4 protein-coding genes are annotated in these 2,639 nt (G+C 57.1%); 3 read left to right on the top strand and 1 reads right to left on the bottom strand.

The window, feature by feature from the left end:
- Positions 1 to 142 precede the first annotated feature (142 nt).
- Positions 143 to 370: a hypothetical protein gene (locus tag KIP88_RS45520; protein WP_214494580.1), complete on the bottom strand. Its 228-nt coding sequence runs from the start codon at positions 368 to 370 to the stop codon at positions 143 to 145.
- 459 nt (positions 371 to 829) lie between these two features.
- Between KIP88_RS45520 and KIP88_RS45525 the strand changes: the two genes are divergently transcribed.
- The 3 genes from KIP88_RS45525 (at position 830) to KIP88_RS45535 (ending at position 2,303) form a co-directional block, all read left to right on the top strand.
- Positions 830 to 1,288, top strand: coding sequence for a hypothetical protein (locus KIP88_RS45525; protein WP_214494581.1), 459 nt, complete (start codon positions 830 to 832; stop codon positions 1,286 to 1,288).
- A 594-nt stretch (positions 1,289 to 1,882) separates the two neighbouring features.
- Positions 1,883 to 2,107 carry a hypothetical protein gene (locus KIP88_RS45530; RefSeq protein WP_214494582.1) on the top strand — a complete coding sequence of 75 codons (225 nt, stop codon included), beginning with the start codon at positions 1,883 to 1,885 and terminating at the stop codon, positions 2,105 to 2,107.
- Between the two features lie 16 nt (positions 2,108 to 2,123).
- Positions 2,124 to 2,303, top strand: a complete 180-nt coding sequence (locus KIP88_RS45535) for a hypothetical protein (protein WP_214494583.1) — start codon at positions 2,124 to 2,126, stop codon at positions 2,301 to 2,303.
- The last annotated feature ends 336 nt before the right edge of the window (positions 2,304 to 2,639 follow it).

The following is a 2,639-nucleotide window of genomic DNA, read 5'->3' on the forward strand; positions in this document are numbered from 1 at the left end:
TGGGGTCAGTCGCGTCATTATGGTCGTCGGCCGACTACTTCCGGTCTTCCCCTGTAAACAGACATCGTTGCCGTGCGTCGGCATGTCTCAAAGGTGCCAACAGGCGACATCGAAATAAACGAGGCCGCCAACTGCGGCTGCCTTACCGGACGCTTAATTCTTTAATCGCCAGAGCCGAAAGCTGCGCCGGATCATGGACACCAGTTTGCGCAAACTTGATGATCTTCGTCGCAATCATTTCCGTTAGAGGGTCGTCGCGATCCTTGACGCAGAGGGTGTGCAACGCTTGCTCGTATGCCTCTATGATGCAGTTAACCTCTTTCGGCCCCAGCCCTAAGGCAGAGTTCTCTAATAGGCGAAAAATGGCCATTTCTAAACCTATCTTGGTGCTTGGGAGCCGACGTCAGCCACTCGATCATACGAGAAGCTGTTTCGGCTCGGCGGGCTTTACGAAACAGGAGCTCGCGCTCAAACCCCGGTGGGGTACCTTGGGCTTCCTTGCGCAACGCGTTGCCTCCATTGCAAGGCGTTCTTTAAGGGGTGTAGATTGTTTGAAACTGCGACGCTTTGGCATGCGCTGCTCCATCCATTCGAGGTTGGCGGGGAGTGCGACTGGTGTTCTCATCACCGATGAAAGCCACGTACCGAACGGTGATGACGAAATGTGCGCCGCGATCCTGAGAAGCGCCAGAATCAAAAAGCTGAGCTATGTTTTGTTTTTCGGCACCATACGTCCTGCCTCGATAGTGTGCGTAACAGCCTCGGCGGCTCGTTTTTCTGCCGGGTCAAGCCGTTTCACTAGCCTCGGACCACTCCAAAGCTCAACCGAGTGATCTTCAATCTGTTGCTTGGCCCATACTACGGCATCACGGTCACCATCGGCCGTGAACGTTCTAGAGCCAATGAAGTGACCATCGTTTCCAACAGTGTAAAGGCGATACTCGGTCATTTCGACGCTCCTCCCAACTCGTGCCGCACTGCCACGCTCTATAGCTGGCCACGCGATCACGCAGGACGACACTGCACCATTGCAGCAGCGGCTTTAGATTTTTTAAAAACCCAGGTTCTTCTCGCCGCACTTGCTTTTGCACGTGCGAAGGGCACGGAGCGACGGATCGAGAATGCCGGCTTCAGAGACCGGGTGTTCCCCCGCAATTACGCAACGGGGCGAGACTTGGTCAGCGGCGTTCTTTTCGTTTCAATGGCGCGCCGCGAAGTCTCTCAACCTCAGATCAAACTAAGCTTTGATTTGACGCTCGCAAGTCCGGACATGTCACCCGAACATTAAATCTTTGTGGCTATTTCGGCTAGAGTTCTTCGCCCGGCAAAGGGGCAAGGAGGGCGATAAACGGGACCGGCATCCCACCTCCTCAATAAACGCGCGTACCGCGCCCCAGCCCGGCCTTCGCCGGCGCGAGTAGCGTTCGCGCGGCGGTGGAGCGCCTTCTGTTAATCGTAATGGTGCGGCTGCGCCATACCAGTGCTTCGTTAAGACTGCTAAGGCACCTCAGTGACTTTTCGTGGGGAGTTGGAAGCTCAGGGTGGTCGCCCGTGCCAGCTGGCCTTAGCGTCGTCGATCCGCGCAATTAAGTCCGCAATTTTGCTAAGTTGAACTCCGCTCCGCCAGGCGATCGAAAGCGATCCACGCCCACCAGGTCAGATCTGGGTCATCGCTTCGGGTCAAAGGAAGCCGGTGCCGGTCTATACCGTATTGAGGTCTCGCATCAGCCCGGCTCTGGCGCGCGCATCCTGAATCAGCCTGCTCCTCCTCCGTTCCGTGAAGCCACCGCCATTAAACTTAACCAGCAATCTTAATTAGCGGTTTTTCTTGCGGGGCACTGTGGCCGCGCTACCGTCGTCTCATCGGTCACGGAGGTGATCTATGAGCGATAAGAAGACGAAGGCCGAGTTGCTGGAGATGCTGGCCGAGGCGGTCCGCAATACGCAACCCCAGCCGGTCGGTAACACGCAACCCGAGCCTGTCCACGACCCGCAACGCGAGCGGAAACGTAAAACGCAATCCCGCAAAACGCGGCCAGCGTCGCAGCGCACGGCCGAAATTAAAAACGTTCGGGCATCTGCTAGCCGCAAGCAGCGGCGTCGATAATGCAGCCGAGGATTCCATGATCGACAAAATGACGAAAGACCCCGCGCAGCGACCGGCGGAAAAAGCTTTTCTGCAAGCACATAAACGAAGGGCGGTAACTGAATACGAAAAGGCGCAGGAAACTTTCCAAAAGAACTACGAACGATTGCGGGCTGAACGATTAGCTAGGGAAGCCACGAAGCCCAAAGAGAAATAGCACCGTTGTTCCCTGGGTTACATGAAAGCGCTGGACGGCACTCAATATTGAGGCGCCCTGGACTGCTCGTGACCGCAGAGCGCCCATACCCGCGTAGTTTCTCGCGCAGGTGGCCAGAGTCCGTTGTGGGTCACTCGCGTCGGTTGGCCGGACCACGGCGACTTTCGCGGTAGGGACGCGAGTTACCTTGCGCCCCCCGCACAGATCCGTACGGGCCCAATTCGGGCATACGGCTCCCACCTTGGGTGTCTAACGGCGAAGCGACTCGCTGGCCACGGATGAAGGATTCGCGGTTTCGGGAGCCAGTCGTCGGCCAACCGCTTGATCCGCTCCCAA

This window comes from Bradyrhizobium sp. SRL28 (genome assembly GCF_018596315.1).
GTDB lineage: Bacteria > Pseudomonadota > Alphaproteobacteria > Rhizobiales > Xanthobacteraceae > Bradyrhizobium.

Bases quoted from the DNA above. Each gene is read 5' to 3' on its own strand.
- KIP88_RS45520 (WP_214494580.1), bottom strand. From the start codon at position 370: ATGGCCATTTTTCGCCTATTAGAGAACTCTGCCTTAGGGCTGGGGCCG.
- KIP88_RS45530 (WP_214494582.1), top strand. From the start codon at position 1,883: ATGAGCGATAAGAAGACGAAGGCCGAGTTGCTGGAGATGCTGGCCGAG.
- KIP88_RS45535 (WP_214494583.1), top strand. From the start codon at position 2,124: ATGATCGACAAAATGACGAAAGACCCCGCGCAGCGACCGGCGGAAAAA.